General features: G+C 44.0%; 13 protein-coding genes. 6 read left to right on the top strand and 7 right to left on the bottom strand.

Annotated features, from left to right (window positions below):
* Positions 1-151 precede the first annotated feature (151 nt).
* Complete coding sequence (locus tag K7B67_RS16860) at positions 152-637, top strand: hypothetical protein (RefSeq protein ID WP_252177042.1); 486 nt, start codon at positions 152-154, stop codon at positions 635-637.
* Between the two features lie 136 nt (positions 638-773).
* On the opposite strand, the gene K7B67_RS16855 is transcribed toward K7B67_RS16860, so the two are convergent.
* Entirely contained in the window at positions 774-1,316 is a 543-nt protein-coding gene (locus K7B67_RS16855; RefSeq protein WP_252177041.1) for a hypothetical protein, read from the bottom strand.
* Between the two features lie 269 nt (positions 1,317-1,585).
* Here K7B67_RS16855 and K7B67_RS16850 point away from each other — a divergent pair, with 269 nt between their 5' ends.
* The 3 genes from K7B67_RS16850 (at position 1,586) to K7B67_RS16840 (ending at position 8,212) form a co-directional block, all read left to right on the top strand.
* Positions 1,586-2,206, top strand: coding sequence for a hypothetical protein (locus K7B67_RS16850; protein WP_252177040.1), 621 nt, complete (start codon positions 1,586-1,588; stop codon positions 2,204-2,206).
* 667 nt (positions 2,207-2,873) lie between these two features.
* Positions 2,874-3,863, top strand: coding sequence for a hypothetical protein (locus tag K7B67_RS16845; protein WP_252177039.1), 990 nt, complete (start codon positions 2,874-2,876; stop codon positions 3,861-3,863).
* Positions 3,864-3,976: 113 nt separating this feature from the next.
* A complete protein-coding gene (locus K7B67_RS16840; RefSeq protein WP_252177038.1) occupies positions 3,977-8,212 on the top strand; it encodes a hypothetical protein in 4,236 nt (1,411 codons plus the stop codon).
* Between the two features lie 891 nt (positions 8,213-9,103).
* Here the strand turns inward: K7B67_RS16840 and K7B67_RS16835 are convergent.
* The gene (locus K7B67_RS16835) at positions 9,104-9,316 is read right to left on the bottom strand and encodes a hypothetical protein (protein ID WP_252177037.1); all 213 of its coding nucleotides are present in this window, start codon (positions 9,314-9,316) and stop codon (positions 9,104-9,106) included.
* A gap of 424 nt (positions 9,317-9,740) precedes the next feature.
* On the opposite strand from K7B67_RS16835, the gene K7B67_RS16830 reads away from it, so the two are divergent.
* Positions 9,741-10,142 carry a hypothetical protein gene (locus K7B67_RS16830; RefSeq protein ID WP_252177036.1) on the top strand — a complete coding sequence of 134 codons (402 nt, stop codon included), beginning with the start codon at positions 9,741-9,743 and terminating at the stop codon, positions 10,140-10,142.
* A 236-nt stretch (positions 10,143-10,378) separates the two neighbouring features.
* Here the strand turns inward: K7B67_RS16830 and K7B67_RS16825 are convergent, their stop codons facing one another.
* From K7B67_RS16825 to focA, 4 genes are all read right to left on the bottom strand, one after another.
* The gene (locus tag K7B67_RS16825) at positions 10,379-12,484 is read right to left on the bottom strand and encodes a phytase (protein WP_252177035.1); all 2,106 of its coding nucleotides are present in this window, start codon (positions 12,482-12,484) and stop codon (positions 10,379-10,381) included.
* Positions 12,485-12,879: 395 nt separating this feature from the next.
* Entirely contained in the window at positions 12,880-14,769 is a 1,890-nt protein-coding gene (gene parE / locus K7B67_RS16820) for a DNA topoisomerase IV subunit B (protein WP_252177034.1), read from the bottom strand.
* 70 nt (positions 14,770-14,839) lie between these two features.
* Positions 14,840-16,222, bottom strand: coding sequence for an MFS transporter (locus K7B67_RS16815; RefSeq protein WP_252177033.1), 1,383 nt, complete (start codon positions 16,220-16,222; stop codon positions 14,840-14,842).
* A 214-nt stretch (positions 16,223-16,436) separates the two neighbouring features.
* Positions 16,437-17,294, bottom strand: coding sequence for a formate transporter FocA (gene focA, locus K7B67_RS16810; protein ID WP_252177032.1), 858 nt, complete (start codon positions 17,292-17,294; stop codon positions 16,437-16,439).
* A gap of 222 nt (positions 17,295-17,516) precedes the next feature.
* Between focA and K7B67_RS16805 the strand changes: the two genes are divergently transcribed.
* The gene (locus K7B67_RS16805; protein ID WP_252177031.1) at positions 17,517-18,062 is read left to right on the top strand and encodes a hypothetical protein; all 546 of its coding nucleotides are present in this window, start codon (positions 17,517-17,519) and stop codon (positions 18,060-18,062) included.
* 83 nt (positions 18,063-18,145) lie between these two features.
* Here the strand turns inward: K7B67_RS16805 and K7B67_RS16800 are convergent, their stop codons facing one another.
* On the bottom strand, positions 18,146-19,612 hold the full coding sequence (locus K7B67_RS16800) for a S41 family peptidase (RefSeq protein ID WP_276576707.1): 1,467 nt from the start codon (positions 19,610-19,612) through the stop codon (positions 18,146-18,148).
* Between the last annotated feature and the right edge of the window lie 109 nt (positions 19,613-19,721).

Genomic DNA, 19,721 nt, shown 5'->3' with positions numbered 1-19,721 from the left:
TTTCGCGCAAAATGTGAACAGGGTAAGCTGCCCCTGCCGTGACGTTATACGCTCATACAAAACCCATAGTTTTTTCATTTGATAAGCAATATGAGTTCTTCTTTGATAGAATATTGCGAGTGTTGATATTTTTATAATATAAGGTTCAAGTATGCTTGTTCAGAAGTCTTGTTCGGATAGTTTTATAGAAAATTACAAGCTGGCTATGGCTTTAATAAATAACGGTCAATATCCAGAAGATGTAAATGAATATGGTGGGTTAAGAGAAGAATTATTTGATAGAATCTATGAAATAGAAAAAGAATTATCAGATGCTTTAGGGGTAGATTTTGTGGAAACCATAAAGCAAGGTTTATTTGGTAAATATGTCTATCTCAAGAAGTATCAAAAAGGATACGTTCTTAAAAATATTGATAACGGTAAATTCTATCAAGTCCTCGCTCTTACGACACCCATTGAAGATCTTGTTCCAGAATATAGCATTATCAAAACAGCTATCTTGAGCTATAAAGAGAATTTGATTTGTGATGGGCTTGTAATTCATCAGGGGGTATTTCTTGGTAAAAACATGTCCAAAGAAATCAGAAATGAGTTCTGGCAAGAAAAGCGTGCTGGAAACCTGATAGAGAACAGATAATAAGTGCAGTTGAAGGGAAAAATTAAGTAAAGAGGTTACTATCAACAGCAATAATATGCACATGGTGTCGTCAGCAAGCTGGCTGTTCACCTACGGCGCCCCACGTGGAGGCGTTATGTTGCAAAAATAATAGTAATCACTCTTTACTGATTTTTTCTCCATAACATGCATTACATATAATCTCTTCATCTGCTTTAAATGAATTTCTGCTAGTTTTCTTTTTTTGACAACAAGAGCAAGTGAAAGTCGTTGCTTTGATGGTCCTTACTTTTTTATATCGATCTCTCGTACTAAGTGAAAGTGTCTCTTCTTTCCTATTAGATGGATGCCTACATGCACCAGAAAAAACATTGTGCTCTGCTATAGAAGAAGTTGTATTTTTTTCGGAAGAAGAATATTGATACCCTTCGGAAATAACCCCCTCTTCATTAACTTGAAAAATAATCTTGTATTCATTGTCTGTTGAGATTTTGATATATGTAGTAGATCCATGTCTTGGATTATAAAAATAATCATTAATAGTTAGATTTGTTATTGACTCTAAACGCAAGTCTTTGGGAGTAACAACTTTCTCCGAATTAGCATTTTTTATGAAAATATTTCCATCCTTAAGAAATATTTCGATACCTTGGGATTTTATAACAAAAACTATTGCTAAAGTTAGGATACTTTTACGCATAATTAACTCCTTGAGCTTTAACCAAACTCGCAAAGTTCTCTATCCCGGTGTTTTTCAAGATAGTTGTCCCAAAAACCGGTTTTTATGCTGCCTTTTACGCACGGCCGGTGGTGTGAGAGGAGGCTCTGTCCTATCTATTATGTGCAGCAGCCACTAATATTTGCTAATTATAAAGCTACCCTTTAATTGCAAAGTTAAACAGAGTGGTTATGAAAAACATCTTACCTATACTTATTTTTTCTATATGTTACTCGCCATCATGTTTATGCATGATTTTTCTAATTTCTTATGATAAGGAGAAAATCGTTTTTCAAGGTTCAAATGCACACTCATCTACACAAGAAATCACTCTTTCAGTAAATGATTTAGGTGTCTCGGAAATAATTGATTGCTTTTATAATGAAGATTCTGCATTAACTATTTCGACAAACTTAGGGAGCTTTACCGTTCTAGATTCATTCACTGATAGAGCAGGCATTGACGTGTCATTACTTAATAGTAATGGTGAAACACTTTATCCATTGGGACAAGGTTATAATGCTGATTGTGAACAACCAGGCCCATCTGGAGTACCCTCAAGCACTTCAGTTCAAACAGCAATTAGTCACCTTTCTTTATTTAGTCATGCAAATAAAAAAAGAATGCTTGACAAGCTAGAAAAAACGGAAAGTAATGGGCTGAAATTGAGCAAAGTGTTATTTGATACAAAAAGTGATTATTCAATAGATGTGCTAAGCAAAGAGGCTCAAAAAAAATTAAAAAAAATATTCAGCTCTGTTGATAGAAATTCCTTAGTTGCATTTATGAACTATCTATACCCAGGGAGAATAATTACCGAACATGGTGTCTATCTTATTTTAAAGTGGTACGATACTTGGTTCTCAAAGTGAATGCTCGTATCATCAAGACGCACATAATAAAAAATTCCAAAGGACTGGGCCCCAAGCTCAATGCCCCGTGGCAATTGATGTGCGTTTTGCACAATCTCAAAAAAATCCATGGTTATGGCAGCGAGAAACTGTTACAGCGGGTGAAGAAGATCAAAAAGAAACGCTGAAACGACTCTGGTCGGTGTTGGTGTGAACATCTTGCCCCGTCGAAGCGCCTGCAGTGTTTTGAACGGTTCTCAGACTGCTAATAATCCAGAGTGGGAAAATGATAAATTAACCGTGAGCCTTTAGATCAGAACTCGCTAATAAAAGGAGCTGCAAATTTTGCGGCTTTTTTTTGGTTTTTTTACAGGCTCGTTAGGTGTTTTCCAGCTTTGGTGCTAGAGTTGTTTGTTCTGTATAGCGTTATCAGGGGGGGGGGATATGCGCTTTTTTTCTTTTCCTTATTTTTGTTTTTCATTACGCAAGTTCAGGTGTCTTTTCAGATGCCATAAGGAATGGAGATAAAGATCGATATTAATCGACTGATGTACACGGTTTCAATGTAATTGACGGGTTCCCTCTATCAATGGCCGTTAGAATCACTAACTAATAAGATAACTTGGGAACTACACCAAACATAAGGAATCCAAGTATCAAGTAATTTTGATTGATATGAGGTAGTGCTATGATTCCATCTTGTCATGACGAATCAATGTGTAGGAGTTGGTACTTTGACAAAAGAAATCCCATTCATAAAGGGAATGCTGGGAAATTAAGTAAAAGATCTTTTCGAGCAATGAAAAGAGTGTCTCCTTACCCTCTGGAATTTAAATACACACCTATTCTTAATGAACTAGAAAGGTCTTTCATCGTCAGTCTGGAAAGCGGAAAAAAATTAGAAACACAGGAGCTTATGGAAGTACTTTCAGATCAGTCCATTGATTGGAGTAAAGCATTAAAACTATTCCAAGAAGGAGGAGATCCATTTGCGTATAAAGGTGATGCTTTTAGGCCAAACGTATTGTTTAAGGTGATTGTTGATATTACAAACGCTCCCAAAAGCCAAGCTGAGAACACTTTTGAAAACGAACGAATAGAATTTATTGAACTGCTTTTAGAAAAAGAAGGTATAGAATCTTTATTGCTGCAATGTGACTCAACGCCTTTTGAAAACACTCCATTTACTGCTGCTATAGCGGCTAGAGATAAAAGGGTATCAAAAGCTATATTTAATCATCTTAAAAAAACCAACCATGAATTGTTAATTACGCCAAACCATAAAACCTTACCAAGGCATTTTGGAAATAATACACCTCTAGTGTTGTCTATTAAAACAAATAACGAAGATTTAGCTATAGATCTAGTGCCTTTTTATAATGCTGAGTTATTGCGTAAGCCTATAACATGGGCCAATAGCAATGCTCTTGAACTGGCTCATTTAGCAAGATTTAATAATTTACTTCCAGTAATGGCAATATCTGCTCAGGGCTTTTCACCGGATGAAGCGACTAAGCTCCAAAAATTATACGATGGATGTCCCCGTGGAACTGATGTTTGGTACGATTTATATGAAACAGATATGTTCCTTAATGATGAAGGAGAATTCATTGAAGACAGAGAGAGAATTTCAAATTCTCAAGCCTACCATACTGAAAATTTCACTCACGCAAGGTAACTCTCCAGCCGCAAACCCAACAAAAAGTGTAACCGCGGCAGGACCATCCTAAAGACGACAGTTTTCCAGTGTCTATATTGGGTATCTTTCAATGGATCATTGGGTGGAAGCTGTTGAGTATAAAAACGGGTATACCTTTTTTGTGGTTGGTCTGGCTATTCCTGGCCGTGTTCTGTGGGTATTCTACTGATGTGTCCAGTGATACCATTCCAGATGGCTCATCTTATTGTGCACAATTGTCTGTTCCTGGTGTCTCTGTCAGTTTTCCGTTGAACGTTGAAGATGTGGGGGTAGCGGCGGCTGTGCAGCTGGCGGTATCGTCTGCAATCGTCTTATCAGCGTTAGCTTGTCAGGGGTCTACCGTACCCTGTCGTCCGTTTATCTACCCTCTTTTGCAGGTTTACGGCATTTCGGCTGGTTTGCTGCACCGTTTTCTCTTGATTGATGCTTTCCGGCAATGGGCATCGTGGCTTGTGCTTTCCGGTTCGCAGTGGAACCCTCTGAGAATGCCCGATTCCGCCACTGCTGAGGCTGGCACCTTGAATCCGGTGCTTGGCTACCTGACTCTGGCAGAAGTTGATCCAAACTATCGGATACGGCACGATAATTTTGCCAGTCTGCACAGCCTTGTGGCCTATGTTACCGAGCTTAATAAGCAGCTCGAACCCGGTCAATCGGTGGTGAAAAGTCGTGATGGAAAAGCGAAACTGCAGGTTGTGCAACAGGATGCAGCGGCAAGGGTATTCTCGGTCATTCTGCCAAACAGTGACAACACAACCAGCACTTACCAGGTGGGGAGTAATCAGGGTATTTTCTGGATAAAAAAATTCAATGACCTCAATGTTGAGCGGTATCAGCAGGTTGTCTGGAGCGAACCGAAAGAAGGAAGCACCACTGCTTGTTTAACTGTCCAGCTTATTGCTCCAGAGCAAGCAAATGAGCCTGGGTTGCAAATTGCACTGACGGTGCCATCCTGGCTGACTCATCGGCTTCTGGCGGTCAGCACTGCAAAGACTATAACTGAGTTCAGTCGGTTGTTTCTGAATTGGTATTGGTCGGCTTATTTAATGTCTGAACCAGTGAAGGCTTTGGTGTTTCAGTGCTATCAAGAAGTAGACTTGCAAGGACTGACCCCTGTGGTTCCTGCCTGCCAGTCCGACAGTCAGCATGGTTCTGGCCGGAAGACCATGCAGGGTTATTCTGCTGATGTTAATCCACAGTCGTATATGATGGATGCACCCGCAGCGGAAAATAGTTTTTCCAGCAGCGGAGAAAGCGTCACTCCCAACAAACGTGACGAAAAGGAGTCAGAGGGGTTCGGGGCGGATAAGGACGAGGGGGCAGAAGATGAAAAAGATAAAGACAAAGGTGCAGGTTCCCCATTTTCTGAAAAATCCCGTTTGTCCCCCGTCGCCTCACCGGAGAGTCTACTATGGCAGGCAACAAAGCAGTTTTTTTTAAACAGTGGATTGAGTGTGGGGCAGTCACCCGAAGCCGGTCTTCAGGGTGCCTTCGACTTAATTTGCAAACTGAGCCGTGCGGGTATGCTGCAGATTTTGCCTGTTGAAGGTCGTCAGCACAATGAAGGCTGGTCAATGGTTGTAAGTAAGCGTCTTGCTCGTTATATCAATCACCCCATAAGTGACACAGGTCTTCCTGCTTTTTCTGATCACAGTCGTAGTACTGATGATGAGTATGTTGTACCCATGACGCAAGATATGTTTAATCACGTCGTTGATAGCTTTGATAAATACGACCAGTTTGCTCAGACTATTATTGATCTGCGTGATGAACTCAAGAGTGTTATCAAAGCCTTTTGTGTCGAGAAAAAAACGAGTAGCTGCCTGTATGGAGGAGAGTCTGTAAGAGCATTCATAACTAAATACATGTTTGGATATCAGCCTAAATTCAAGAATAACGAGCCTGTGACGGATGATATTGATGTTCTTCTGGCGTACGACAACGTAGATGATTTAAAGCAGTGGCTGGACACAAACCTGGTTGGTTTTAAAGTATCAGACTTCCATCCGAAAATGTTGTTTTCTTTCCCTGGGCAGAGGCCTGATCCTGAAACCTATAACTTGTATGTGTTTGATTTTACAGTTGATGACGGGTCTATAAACGCCTACCTCCCAAGTCTGGATGTCGCTATGGCGATTAGTGGGTCAAAAGCGACTTTCCGGTCAGAGGAACTGGTTATTTATGAAAGCATCATCAGAGGGTTAAGCTTTGATGCGACTGTTCGCAAGACCTCTATTAGGAAGCAGGGTAAACATTGGCATCGTGCCCTCTATTTGAAATCGGTTTTTCCACAGAATTATTTATTCAGTATGCTGTTAGACGACATAGATCGACAGTCAGGTGAATTACCATTACAGCCAACTCACAGGAGTGCTCATTTCAATTCAGCCAGAGTTGAAGTGATGAGTAAACGCATTGATGAACTGACCCATGAATTAAATGATAAAGAACAAAAGTTAATGCTTTCGGAACGAAAATTTTTGGATTCTTTAAAAGCTAATGAAATCAGCCTTGCTAAAAAGGAAGAGCAACAAAATCAGTTATCTCATGAGTTTGAGAAGAAACTGGCTAGGAAAGATAAAGAGATAGCTGGCAGGCGGTCTATTCATAAGGAAATGAGTGAAAAAATAGTATCTTTAAATAAGCTGACTAAAAGCTATGAGGAAAAAAATGTAAATCTTGATGAGGCACTAAAAAGTCTGGAACAACAACTAAAAATAAAGCAAGAACAAGATAAAGATAAGAGTAAGGCTATTGATGGTTATAAAGAAAAAATCAGTCAGCTTGATCTTCAAGTAATAAATATTAAACAAAAGTTGGAAGCATCAAATATCAGGAATATCTATTTGCAGGCAGATAATGAAAGGCTTCAAAATGAAGTTTCACAATATAAGCAACTACATAAAAAAAACCTTGGAGCCCATAATGAAGCCTCGAAAAATTTAAAAGAACCAATTAAGAATGTTAGCCATCGATTAGATGAACATGATAAGTTGGCCCGGAAAAAATCCAAGCGTAAACCTAAACTAAAAAACTCAGCACGGTGTCTGTATGAACCGATTACCAGGATATGGTATAGAAGTTTTTTGGTAGTTACTTCAGCTCTTATAGGCTATCAATTAGGAAGTTCCTGGGTGCGGGAAACCATGCAGGAAGCCATGAAGGAGCCCATGAAGGAACCCATGAAGGAACCCATGAAGGAACCCATGAAGGAATCCATGAAGGAATCCATGAAGGAACCTATGAAGGAACCCATGAAGGAACCCACGAAGGAACCCACGAAGGAACCCACGAAGGAATCCATGAAGGAATCCATGAAGGAATCCATGAAGGAATCCATGAAGGAATCCATGAAGGAATCCATGAAGGAATCCATGAAGGAACCCAAGCAGGAACCCAAGCAGGAACCCAAGCAGGAACCCATGCAGAAATCTGATAGTGATGGCATAGGGAATCCTTGCCTTAATTTAAATGATTACACAGGATTAAATAAGGATATACTGAAGATATTGTGCGGCCTCGATAAAGATTATAGAGTTGTGGATTATCAGGTTTGCTCGCTCAACAGTAAAAAAGCAGCTATTAATTTTATAAATAAAAAGGCTTTCTTAGAGAACAAAGGAATACAAAAAATACAGAAGGGAAACAAGATTTTATTAGCACATGCCAAACACTCTCTGTTAGGTCAAATGACAACAAAGCAACTGTTACAGATTGTGGGTGGCATCAGAACTGGCAAGGAATCTGTTGGTGATAAACTTTCATTGAATAAAATCATTACTGGTGTGATTGATTATTGTGGCTTGATGCCTGATAAAAAATGGCAGTACGAATGTGGTCGTAAGGCGGTTCCAAGAATGCTTTTGAAGAAATTTGAGAATGAGTATTATGTTGTTGTCAATGGAAGAAGAGATATCAAGCTTGGAAATCCAAAACGGGTTATCAATTTCCTTCCCGTATGGGACATAACTTCAGAAAAACTGCGCTGGTACGATGTTTGGCCCTATCGTCTTGACCTGGAAGGATATGCCATTCTGGGCAATTCAGCTGTAAAACAAAATACCGTATTAGTACTGCCAGGATGCAAAGGTGGAAGGTATAAAGAGGTTCAGGTAAAAGTATTCTCTGATTTTAAGTGGCGCAACAAAGGTTTCATGTGTGCTATGGAAAATAAAATAGACATGAATGCTGATTCACCCGTCTGGTGGAATCATGATTTCCCAGAGGAACATCGCAGCACAGTTGGGTGTGGTGAGGGAAAGGAGCAGTACTGGGGTGCATGGTCGTATAACGATCAGAAGTTACTTAAGGTGGTTTTTGGGTTTTAAAATAAGCTCAACAGCGCTGGACTCAAGCAATAAGTGCAAGCGACTTCCCAGTGTAGACCGCCTTTTATTTTTCCACCTCTGTTTAAGTTATGGCTGAGTAAACAATCCAATGACCAAAAATGCTACCGGCAATGAAAAGCAATGATAGATAATGTTGACGCAGAATATTAGTCAATAGATCTATTATTTTCATGACTTACCTCATTGTGTGGTTTTCTTACTAAGTTCTTTCATAGCTCAATCCTTCAAATACAACTCTGTACGCCAACTGCGGTGTTTGTCAATAGGTTGTAAAAAATATTGTCGAGCCCATGGATTGCAGCATGTCAGACAGTGGTTTATTTCGCAAAGAATGTCTTGAGAGTCAGAGTGAGGTGCATTCCGCTATCAAGACAATAAATTTAAGTCATGGCAACGGTAGAACCCCCTTCATGCAAGCTAAATTTCCTGTGGTGTCTTGTATGTTAGAGTTAGCTATATTTTTTTGTTATCCACCGTACACTGTCGTTTTATGTTAGTTTTTATTCTTTATTTTTATATTAATTTTGTCGTTTAACTCAATGGCAATAGTGCTAGAAAGTAAGCTGTTTAATACTAACAATAAGCCAATGTCGCTGATATTAAAAATAATGCTTAGGAGTGTTGTAAATGCTGTAGATATGAATAATGTTATAAATATAGATAGAGGCTGATGTTTATATTTCATTTTATTCACAGGAATCGTTTCATTTCATCGAGTTAGAGGGAGAACGGCTAAACTTCCCATGAAAGAATAAAAAAGTTGATAGAACTACCAAGCCACCCATAAACAAAGGCAACGAGTTGCACCGCGACTGTCAGAGCTTAACTTAAATTTGTTGGTTTTTACAGTTTCTGACAGAGGAAGACACCTCAACTTGATTTCTTAAAATTACTCTTCAGAAGCAATGGTTCTACTGTAACAACTTCAAATAATACATATAAAAATGATATAACCACCCCCATGATTGCTAAATCACCAATACTACTTGACGGAAGAAAGTCAAGGTAATGAAGTAGTAGGATCGAAATAGAGTATGCACCTACGGCTGATAAGAAGCGTTGAAATAAAAACATTTTTTTCATGGCTAATCTTCCTGAGAAGCAAAGTTGTACTGGCGTAATAGTTGCCAGCAACTTTCATCTCCAAAAACCTTTAAACGGCTGTCTCTTAAAACAGCAGGGTTAAGGCTAATAGGTAGCTAATAACACCTGCGGAAAATCCCAAAGCTATCATTGATTGACTTGTCATAAATTACCTTATCATATATTTTATGAGTGCATGGGTGCCAGCAGTTGCTACAACTCCCAATGCGTAGCTCACAATGAAAGGGCGTCCACCACTAACTTCCCTGACTTCTTTCTGACTAAGTTCTTTCATAGCTCAACCCTTCAAATATAACTCTGTACGACTGTACGACAACCTCCTAATGAAATACATAGAGTACTTGCATTATTTTTTTTTGACAATAGGCTGTAAAAAAATATTATCGGGCACATGGATTGAAGTATGTCAGACAGTGGTTTATTTCGCAAAGAATGTCTTGAGAGTCAGAGTGCTGTATCAAATGGTCATGTTCTGATTATTAATTCATTATCTCACCTTTGTCTTGTATTTCTGGTTTGTACTGTTCTGTTAGCACTCATCCTGTTCTTGGTTTTTAGCAGCTATACTCGCTCTGAAACGGTATCAGGCTTTTTACAGCCCTCTGCTGGTTTAAGTCGCATTTCAGGTGTTCAAAATGGAACAGTTGAAGAAGTGTATATAAAAGAGGGTGATGCTATTCAGGCAGGAATGCCATTACTTCGTATCAGGTCCGACAGGCTGTTGGCAGACGGGAGTTTAGAAGGGCAGCTTCGAGAGCAGCTCGATCTCGCTATAGTGTCTCTTTTCCAGCTTGTTGGTACGTAAAGGCGGCTGGGTTGATTCTGGACGACAATTGCTAGCTATTTTACCCGTCAATAGTGAGTTGCAAGCCGAGCTGTATGTGCCTACCTGAGTATCGAGGCTCACTTAATCGTCCACCGCCCACTGTTTTGATTCAATTGGTTAGTCAGTGGGGGGGACAACTACCTTTACACAGTGAGACGGCTCATTGATTATGTTTGAATTAAGGAAGAGATACAGTCCAATTTACAGTCTTTTAGTTAATTCTGAATCGCATCCATAATGGACTTCCAGCTTGCTAGTTTAAAGTTCTGGTTTTCATTTTCGTAGTTTTTATCAATGTTGTACCAATCTTGGGCGATAAATAATCCTTCCGGATAGTTTTCCCCCAGATCGGCAGCGATCACATCAATACCATCTGTATCACTTGCTCCATCCAGCCCTTTGCTGTCGTCACCGATAAGAGCAAAAGTTCCCACTACCTCATTGTTATTGTTCAAATCATAAATGGTATAACTATTACTTCCCTGGCTGGAAGCAATCAGATATTTAACAAAGCCATTATTGAAGAGCGTCAAACCTTCTACGTCAGCAGTCAGGGTTTTATTGTCAATGCGGGCCAACTCTGTGGCTTCAGTTCCGGCATTTGGCTGAGCATCGAAAGCCCAGATGCCGTAGTTTTCTTCGCCGAGATACAAAGTGTCAGTTTCGTCATCGACCACACAGCCCTCTGGCTGGCTATTCACGGATAAAGTGCGAACTATTTCACCTTCAAACCCTTCAGCAACGGAAGTTAACTCCCACTGCTCTACTTTGCCGTCTTTACCATTCACAAAAACATAAGCATTACCATTGTGGGCATACATACAGAGGCCATAAACTTCGCTCAGGTTGGAGGCCAGCTCTGGTACCTCAGAATGTGCGGAAGGACCCACTACCGTAATGGGAACTATCGGGTCTTGTCCATCTGCAGCCTGAATTTTATAAAGTGCAATGGTGTTATTCTTGCGGTTAGAAGCTGCGGCCAGAGAAATAGTCTCGCCACTTTCAAGACGAATATTATTTCTAAGATCAATATTATTGGGTTCGATGTCATTCCCGTTTTGATCTTGATTCAGAAACTGCAACTCTTCACCATTCAGGTTGTAAGCCATGAGTCCCGCTTGTTTGTTTGTGGCAAGAATTAAACTTTTACTGGGTTCGTCAGGGTTTAGCCAGAAAGCAGGGTCATCAGCTGCATCGCCATCATCATCAACAGCAACAGTTTCTCCACTGGTTTTTACCAGGGCTACCCCTTCAACGCTGAGCTCGCGGTGACTGACCAGAGTTGGGAATCTGATATTTTTAGAGTAAAGGAAATCTGTCAGACTGGAAGTCAGCAGCTTTTCATAAACAGGGGCGTCCGCTTCGGTATTGGCTACCCAGAAAGCATCTGGTGCTATTGCCAGCGCTTTAGTCTCATCAATGCCGTTAATAGTAAATGAAGTAACATAGTCGTTTGTGTTATTGCGTTGATAGAGAGCCAGTCCTTTTATTTCATCAGCCACTACCAGATAGCCATTGCCATCGGTGCTGTAAGCCAGTTCCAAACCTTCAATTTCGCCCAGATTACCCAGTGGCTCTACGCTATCGACCAGACGCCGCTCTTTTACGTTCTCAACATCTGCTCCGTACGCCCAGATACCAATATCCTTTTCGGCAATATAAAGCGTAGAGGTTTCGTCATCGACAACACAGGCACTCAACTCTCCACCTACAGAGAACTCACGGACATGCTTGGGGTTGCCTTGCTCGTCTTCAAGGACACTTTTTATACTTGTTCCGTCATATTTCAGTTTGTATTGGCGAGCCTTGCCTTCCTCAGAAACCAGCGTTGCCGTCAGATCTTTAGTGGTGATGTTTTGATAAAGGCAAATAGACTCAGCAGCAAACCCTGTCTCTATTTCATTAAGCTTAATTAATCGGTTGTCAGAAGAGTTTTCAATGTGATAGAAGCCTATAGCTTCATCATCTGGCAAACCTACAGCCAGCAAATCAATATGGTTATTATTGCTGTCTATGATGTTGTAACGAATATCGGCACCAAGAGTTTTAATGCCTTCTTCGTAAAACACTTCCTGCCCTTGTGCATCAAAGGCGGCCAGACCATCGCCTTCTAGAGTAACAACCAATAAGTTGTGATCATTATTTTCTTCGCTGACCCAGACAGCTGCATCGGCAATGTCATCGTAACTTCGATTAGTTTTCAGTGTGGTTGATAGCTCTGCTGTATCGTTGTCGAGATTAGTTACAGGATTGTCATCATCAAGGGGGCAACCACCCAACAGAATAGACAGTGGAACAATCAAAGCTGATTTTGAATTCATAATCTAATCCCATGATTTAATGATTTTATTGACATGGCAAAGTAATTAAGCAGTCTAAAAAAAAAAGATGCTATTTTTGTTGCATTTTTTTTACAGTTTTGTGATTGCGAGGTTTATCGCGAGTTATGATCATTTCTGGTGTTTGAGGAAATGAAAAGTTATCGCATTATTGATGTGTTCATGTTACGCACTCGGAAAAATATGCCATGCTTTTGGCCATGAGCACATAGCTGGTTGAGCTATATCGCGATTCCCTGCTGTACTCATTCAGCTTAAGCGGTTCTAGCTCCGCCTTTGAGCCTGCTCGACGGCAAAAGTAGATGGCTACATCGTCTGGTGTTATTTTACCCACCGCAATACGTCTTTGCAGGCGATTGAGAAAAGGTTCACCAACCTCAAGAAATCTCCACCAAATCCCCTTTAGCCTCCAGCCAGCTCTTACGATCGCCAGCCCGTTTTTTAGCCAACAGCATATCCATCTCTTCACGGGTAAGCTCAAAGTCTTCCAGCGTTAACTGAACCAAACGACGAGTGTCGGCAGACATGGTGGTTTCACGAAGTTGCAGCGGATTCATTTCACCCAGACCCTTGAAGCGCTGCACGTTGACTTTGCCGCGTTTCTTTTCGGCCCTGATTCGCTCCAGAACACCTTCTTTTTCAGCTTCATCGAGAGCGTAGTAAACTTCTTTGGCGACATCGACCCGGTAAAGGGGAGGCATGGCGACGTAGATATGTCCCTGCTCTACCAGGGGTCGGAAGTGTTGCACGAACAAAGCACAGAGCAGGGTGGCAATGTGCAGGCCATCGGAGTCGGCATCGGCCAGAATGCAGATTTTGCCGTAGCGCAGTCCGTCGAGTTGGTCTGAACCCGGGTCAACGCCCAGGGCGACGGAAATATCATGAATCTCACGAGACGCCAGTACTTCGCTGGAATCCACTTCCCAAGTGTTCAGGATTTTACCGCGCAGTGGCAGAATCGCCTGGTATTCACGATCCCGTGCCTGTTTGGCAGAGCCTCCGGCAGAGTCACCTTCTACCAGGAATAATTCGGTGTAGTTCAAGTCCTGGCTTGAGCAGTCTGCCAGCTTGCCGGGCAGGGCGGGTCCCTGGGTGACTTTTTTTCGGGCCACTTTTTTAGACTTGCGCATCCGCTTCTGGGCGTTGTTGATGCACAGTTCTGCCAGCAGCTCACCTTCTGCATGGTGCTGGTTCAGCCAGAGACTGAAGGCATCTTTGGCAACGCCGGAAATAAAGGCAGCGCACTCTCTTGAAGACAGGCGTTCTTTGGTTTGACCTGAGAACTGGGGATCAGCCAGTTTAGCTGAGAGAACATAGGAGCAGTTTTCCCAGATATCGTCCGGGCTCAGTTTGACACTTTTGGGTAAAAGGTTGCGGAATTCACAGAATTCGCGCATCGCTTCCAGCAAGCCGGTTCTTAAACCATTGACGTGCGTTCCGCCCAGGGGGGTGGGAATCAGGTTGACGTAACTTTCGGTCAGCAGTTCCCCGCCTTCAGGAAGCCATTGCACGGCCCAGTCGACTGCTTCTTTTTCACCTTGCAGTGAACCTGTGAAGGGTTCCTGTGGCAGGGTTTCGTAGCCCCGGATCGAACCTTTCAGGTAGTCGGTCAGGCCATCTTCGTAGAGCCACTCCTCGCTATCACCAGTGTGGTGATCGACAAACTCGATGCTCAGGCCGGGGCAGAGCACGGCTTTGGCCCGCAGTACGTGCTTGAGTTTGGTGACTGAGAATTTGGCTGAATCAAAGTAGCTGGCATCGGGCCAAAAACGAACGGTTGTACCAGTATTGCGGCGGCCACAGGTGTCGATCTCGTGTAGATCCTGATCTTTGTAGCCATCCCTGAAAGTGATCAAAGAGACTTTTGCCTCTCTGCGCACGGTGACTTCAAGACGTGTCGACAGTGCGTTGACAACGGACACACCGACACCGTGCAGACCACCGGAGAACTGATAGTTCTTGTTAGAGAATTTACCACCGGCGTGCAGCCGGGTCAGGATCAGTTCGATGCCGGTGATTCCGTGTTCCGGATGAATATCCGTAGGCATACCCCGGCCATCATCAGTGACTTCCAGCGAGTTGTCCTTGTGCAGGACAACCTTGATTTTGCTGGCAAACCCGGCCAGTGCTTCGTCGACACTGTTGTCGATGATTTCCTGGGCCAGGTGGTTGGGCCGGGTCGTGTCGGTGTACATGCCCGGACGTTTGCGAACCGGGTCCAGGCCACTGAGTACCTCAATGGCTTCAGCTGTATAGTCGTTACGCATGAAATCCTTGCTGGGTCTGATTGCGCGTTAACCCATAAGTGTACCTAAAGCCTTGGCGTTCGTCAGTTTTCTATTTTGAGGAAGAGAGGGTCATGGCCTGGGGTGTGGTCGGGCTGAACTCAGTGGTAGGGTCAGGGTGCCTGTTTTCCCATAGCCAGAGGAGTAAGAGCAATAGCAGGGCCAGAAAGCTGGCACCGGCTAACAATTGGAAGCAGGCATCCCAGCCGTAAAGGTCGAGTACTTTCCCCAGTAACAGGTTGGCAGAAGTGGCTCCGAAGATATACCCGAAAAGTCCACAGAAGCCGGCTGCCGTGGCGGCAAAGGGTAGAGGTACCAGATCAATGATATGAACGTGCACCAGCATGACCGGGCCGTAGATTAAAAAGCCGGTGGAGATCAGTGAGAGAACGGCATGAGTGGTGTTGCCCGGTGGTGAGTTCCAGTAGGCAATGACCGAAATGAGAACCAATGCCATAAACAGGGCATTCATGGGAGCGCGCTTGCCTTTGAAATGTTTATCGCTCATGTAGCCACAAATCAGGGTGCCGGGAATAGCGGCATACTCAAAAGCAAAAAAAGCCCAGCTCGAAGCGTTGAAGCTGAAGCCCTTGGTTTCCGTCAGGTAGACCGGGGCCCAGTCAATAACACCGTAACGAATAAAATAAACACAGGCATTGACGATGGCCAGAATCCAGAGCGGAGGCATGGTTAGACAATGCTGTTTGAACAGCTGAAGCGTTCGGATAAAAGAGGTTTTGTGCTGTTCTATCTCCAGTTCTTCCGGCAACTCCGGAGCAGGCGGGGGGAGCTGACACTGAGAAGGTCTGTCCCGTAAAAGCAGATAACCCAATATGGCAACAATGATGGCGATAAAAGCCGGAAAGTAGAGCTTGCTTTGCCAGCAACCAAAGAGCGTTACTGCCATTATGGCAATGGGCCCCAGCAGGCCACAGCCGACATTATGCGACAGATTCCAGATACTCATGGCGGTGCCACGCTCTTGCCTGACGAACCAGTGGGCAATCAATTTGGCACTGCACGGCCATCCTGAGCCCTGTATACAGCCATTAAGAGCCAGAGTCACTGCGATAATAATCAGTGGCAGCTGAAGCACCGGCGAAAAGCCAAGAAACAGAGAAATCACCGCCGAACCCACCAGGCACAGGGGCATCAGCTTGCGGACATCAATCCGGTCGGCCAGGTAACCCATGGCCAGGTTGCTGATGCCATAACTGAGGGCCAGGGCTGATAAAGCTATGCCGAGTTCGGATTTGCTATAGCCTTCTGCAATCAGGTCGGGCATGACCATGACAAAGTTTTTCCGAACCAGGTAATAGGCCGAATAAGAAAGGAAAGCCCCGAACAGAATCTGTAATCGTAATCTTGAATAGCGTTCGTGCTGTTCTTTGGAATAACCATCAGGGACTACAGAGCATTTAAGGAAAGATCTCATGAACACTTCCATAAACTGCAAAAAAAATGTGGAACGGGTTAGGAGGAAAAGAGAACCCTAAAAAACGTAAATGTAGCACCATTCAGAAAAAACGCCGGTCAAATTAAAGTCTGATTGGAAATTTTGACGGCTATTGTCGTTTAGTAGCGAGTAGTAGCGAGTTGTAGCGAATAGTTGCGAGGCTGCTCCAGTGCAGCCTCATCCTGATGAGGGCTCAGTCACGCTCGCGAAGGTGAACAAACCAGTTGCTCAAACCGACCATGACACCACCACCAATAATGTTACCGAGGGTTGCAGGGATGATGTTCATAACAATCATATTGAAAATCGTAATATTACTGAAAGCGTCAGCGCTGTAGCCTGTGGCTGCCCAGAATTCAGGCGTGGCAATGGTTTTGATCAGCCAGCCCATAGGGAGCAGGAACATATTGGCAACGGAGTGCTCAAATCCGGCTGACAGAAAGCAGGCAACGGGCAGTACGCAGGCCAACATTTTACCGGCTGCGGAACGTGCGCTCAGGCTCATCCAGTAGGTGAGACAGACAACAAGATTACACAAGATCCCCAGTAGCATGGCCTGAATGAAAGTGTGTCCCATTTTGGAATTGGCAACATACATATAGTTGATACCAAGGTTACCGTGGGCTCCCTGGTACTGGCTCGCTCCCATTAGTAATGCCACCATCAAAAAGGCTCCGGCCATGTTACCGAAGTAGACCAGTGTCCAGTTCTTGGTGATCTGGGCAATATTGATGCGACGAGTGGCCCGACCCATCAGCAACAGGGTGTTACTGGTGAACAGTTCGGCTCCACAGAGTATGACCATCATCAGGCCCATACTGAAAGTCAGTCCACCAACCAGCTTGGCCATACCATAGGGCAGCCCCTCGGTTCCGGTGGTGACGATGGTGTAAAACATACCCGCCAGAGAAATAAAAATACCGGCCAGAACCGCAAGGACAAAGGTCACTTCCGGGTGTTTTTTGGTTTTACCGACAGCGGCATCTTCAGCCAGGCGGGCAATTTCAGAGGGAGGCACGCAGCCAGATTGTGGAATGTTATCAGTTTGCATATCGGGACCCAGGAGGGAAAGAAATGAGAAGGTGATGAAAAAGCGATGAGAAATTTTTCATATAAACAGGATAGTTTATCAGTACGGAAGTCAGGTGATCAGAAGGAGAATACGTGAACTCACTTCCAGATTTACGCGTTGGATGGTTGACTTGCTTCGGCTTTTCCGGAGAGGATAGGGAGAAGATCCTTGTTCCAAATGACGATTCCCGGAGAAAGGACAATGAACGGCGGTCCTTCAATCTTTGCGGTTTGCATGATGCTGTCCATGACGCTTTCCATGACGCTTTCCATGAAGGTACAGGCGGATGATTCCGATTTTATGCCATCAGAAATCGGCGCTGAGGTTCTGAATAACCGACAGGAAACCAACAGCCATACCTTTGGTCTGCGTGCTTATACCATTATCAGCGATGATCTTTCTGCTCCCGATACTTATGACTCTGCTCCACAGAACGGTGTGGTGATCGATTACTATCCCTTTGAAAGTGGCTTCAGGGTTTCTGCGGGGGCTTTCGCCAGTGATTCAAAGAAAGTCTATGCCTCTGGTGAACTGCGACGGGCTTATGTCGGTGTCGGTTGGAAAAAACTGCTTGATGATGCCGAACGGGTTGATTTTAGCGTTGACGTGGGTACTTTTCTGGACACTGGGCATGAGAAGACTGAGAGTGCTGTTTCAGAGTCCACGGCTAACCCGTCATTGCAAGGCACTAAAGCAGACAGTAAAGAGCAGCCCGTTATCAGTCTGGGGGTTAAGTTCAGGTTCTGAAGTGGAGAGCATAAAAAAACCGTCTGGATGACCCCAGACGGTTTTTTTACGGCTTTTAAAAAGCAGCTCTTAAAAAGTAGCTCTTAAAGAGCGCTGGTTGTCTTCATGGCCTCTTTAGGTTCCTCAACAATCACGGTGTCTTTTTTCTTGTCACGAATCGCATTGATATGGATGCCCTTAAGTACGTTCAGAGCCTGACTTAACTGATAATCCTGCTCGGCCAGCGAACTGGATTTGTCCTTCTGTTTGTCTTTTTTCTGCTTGCCTTTTTCAGTCTGCTTATTACCGTTGGAGAGGTGACCCTGTAAGTCCGCTTCTTTGTAATCCGAGACGTTTTCTTCAGGTACCACTTTAGCCCTTGGCACAAGGATGTCAGGTTTGATCCCCTCCGCCTGGATTGAGCGGCCATTAGGCGTGTAGTAGAGAGCCGTAGTGAGCTTCAGGCCTTTTTTATTATCAATATTCAGAGGCAATACGGTTTGAACGGAACCTTTGCCAAAGGATTCAGTCCCTACCAGCACGGCCCTGTGATGATCCTGCAGGGCACCAGCGACGATTTCAGAAGCCGATGCGGAACCGCCGTTGATCAGCACGACCAGGGGAATACCTTCTGAAGGATCATCTTTGCTGGCTTTAAAGCTGAGCTCAGAATTAGGAATACGCCCTTTGGTGTAAACGATCAGCCCTTCTTTGATAAAGGCGTCTACCACCCCCACTGCTGCCTGCAAAACGCCACCGGGGTTGTTGCGAAGATCCAGTACCAGACCTTTCAGTTTCCCGTTCTGGGATTTTTTGAGTTTGTTGAGGTGTTCAACGACTTCTTTGTCGGATTCAGACTGGAACTGGCTCATGCGAATGTAGCCATAGCCGTCTTCCAGCATTCGGGATTTAACACTCTGTACCTTGATAATGTCGCGCTTGACGATCAGGTTAATGGGCTTGGGGGATCCTTCACGAACAATCGTCAGCTTGATGGGTTCTCCGGGCTTGCCACGCATTTTGTCGACAGAGTCCATTAATGACATGCCTTTTACGGATTTGTCATCCAGCTTGATGATCAGGTCGCCCGCCAGTACGCCAGCTTTCTGGGCGGGGGTATCGTCAATGGGCGATATGACCTTGATGAAGCCGTTTTCCATACCGACTTCGATACCCAGTCCACCAAACTTGCCGGATGTGTTGATTTCCAGTTCTTTGAAGTCGTCTGGTTTCAGGTAGGCTGAATGGGGATCCAGACCTGAAAGCATGCCCTTGATGGCATTATCCAGAAGCGTCTTGTCATCCACCTCTTCAACGTAGGCGCTTTTGATGCGTTGCATGACCTCGGTAAAGGTACGCAACTCGTCCAGCGGCAGTGTACCTTTCTTCTCTTCTTTTGCCGCTTCGGCATCGGCTGTTGACTTGGCAGGCTCAACGGCTGCTGCGGGCTTTTCTTGCTGGCCAACCGGTGCCGACCAGCTTTGCAGGGCAAATCCGGATGCCAGTGCCAGCACAGCGGCTTTTAGCCATTGTGGCATTGGCTGCCGGGAAGTAGGAAAGGATTGTGTCATGAATTCTCCTGCGACAATTTTCACGGTTCAAGTGTTTTGGCATTCAAAGGGTTGAAGTATAGGCAGCTTTGTTTGACAGACTGCACATTGCTTTAACTGTCAACGCTTC

This window comes from Endozoicomonas sp. 4G, assembly GCF_023822025.1.
Lineage (GTDB): Bacteria > Pseudomonadota > Gammaproteobacteria > Pseudomonadales > Endozoicomonadaceae > Endozoicomonas_A.
Note: the sequence above shows the minus strand (reverse complement) of the source record. Positions and strands in the feature narration are given on the sequence as shown.